Origin of the sequence: Flectobacillus sp. (genome assembly GCF_049240685.1) — a bacterium.
Taxonomy (GTDB): Bacteria; Bacteroidota; Bacteroidia; order Cytophagales; family Spirosomataceae; genus Flectobacillus.
This window is the reverse complement of the sequence record NZ_JBMLSD010000149.1, coordinates 1-1,755: the sequence shown is the minus strand read 5'-3', so window position 1 is coordinate 1,755 and position 1,755 is coordinate 1. Positions and strand designations below refer to the sequence as shown.

Annotated in this window: 1 protein-coding gene; it reads left to right on the top strand. The window is 39.3% G+C overall.

The features are described 5' to 3' along the window. Nucleotides 1-229: 229 nt before the first annotated feature. The coding region (locus tag ACOVQ4_RS06840; RefSeq protein WP_421819907.1) for an RtcB family protein at nucleotides 230-1,755 on the top strand (1,526 nt) is incomplete at its 3' end.

Below are 1,755 nucleotides of genomic sequence, written 5' to 3'. Positions count from 1 at the left end.
AATCGACTCCTTTTATCATCGCTCTTTGCTCATTGCCTCTGGTTTTTTAAGATTTTAAAGAGTGTCGTAAAAAAGCGTTACTTCGGTGGACGGCGTGCAGAGGTTCGAATCCTTCATATCAATAATTTATGTTGAATGATAGCACAAATCGCTTTTTGCTTGTTACCTCTTTATTTCCCTTTAAATAGTTCTACATCTTTTACAAAACAATTATACAAATTCTAAAAAAATGGAAATAGAAATCATTACCCAAGAAGATTTACAACAATTGGGTGTACATCATGAAGAGGCCTACCCAAAATTCTTGAGGGTAGCCAATGGTTTGTTAAATAATGGGGTTTATCCCAAATCTCATATATTGTTATTGTTTGCTCAAATGATAGATTCGCCAAAAAAGTTTAGTTTTTCCAAAAACAAACTGACCAATTTGGCGCTCTACACCAAGCATTTGAAAGAGATAGGTCAAGAGCTTGTTTTATCAGTATATGGACAATCCTTGTTGGAGGCAGAAAAAAACAAACCTAAATATGAATTACCTAAGACAGGTCGTCAGTCAGAAAACTATTTTGATTTAAGAGAAGAAGCATTATCCTACCGAATTTACGGAGGAAATTACATAGAGCAAGGCGCCTTGGACCAAATGCAAACAGCGATGAAATTACCAATTTCGATAGCTGGAGCATTGATGCCCGATGCACATCAAGGATATGGATTGCCTATTGGCGGAGTTTTGGCAACTACAGCAAATACCGTGATTCCGTATGCTGTAGGGGTGGATATTGCCTGCCGTATGTGTATGAGCGTATTTGATTTACCTGTGTCGATGATTCAACGAGAAGATAAATTGTTGAAAAAAATGCTTGAAAACCATAGCTTCTTTGGGATGGGTTCAGAGTCGAAGCAGAAATATGATGATACACTTTTTGACCGCTCGGAATGGACTGCAACAAAGTTAATTCGAGACTTAAAAGATAAAGCTTATCGACAATTAGGAACGTCAGGAACAGGTAATCATTTTGTTGAATGGGGTGTTTTAGAGATTTTAGAGCAAGACGAATTAATGGATTTACCCGTAGGAAAATACCTTACCTTATTGTCACATTCGGGGTCAAGAGGATTTGGTGGCGCTATTGCCAATCATTATTCAAAGATAGCGATGGAAAAAACTAGGCTTCCTAAAGAGGCGAAACATTTGGCATGGCTAGATATGAATAGCGAAGAAGGGCAAGAATATTGGTTATCTATGAATTTAGCAGGAGATTATGCCTCTGCCAATCATCATGAGATTCATAATAAAATTGCTGCTGCCTTGAACCAAACGCCATTAAAGCGAATCGAGAACCACCATAATTTTGCATGGGAAGAACGCCTTGCTGATGGAACTCCAGTAATTGTACATCGAAAAGGAGCCACGCCTGCTGGTAGCCAAGATTTAGGGATTATTCCTGCCTCGATGACTCAGCCTGGCTATGTGATTCGAGGAAAAGGTACACCAGAGGGATTAAATTCTGCTTCGCATGGCGCAGGTCGTAAAATGTCAAGAACCAAAGCATTGGGTATGCTGACCAAAGATGATTTGCAAACAGAATTAAAAAAAGCACAAGTACAACTCATTGGTGCGGACTTGGATGAAGCCCCTCAGGCGTATAAGGATATTCGAAAAGTAATGGATGCTCAAACTGATTTAGTACAAGTACTAGCGCAGTTTAGTCCCAAAATTGTACGAATGGCCGACGGTCGTGAAAAGGCAGAAGA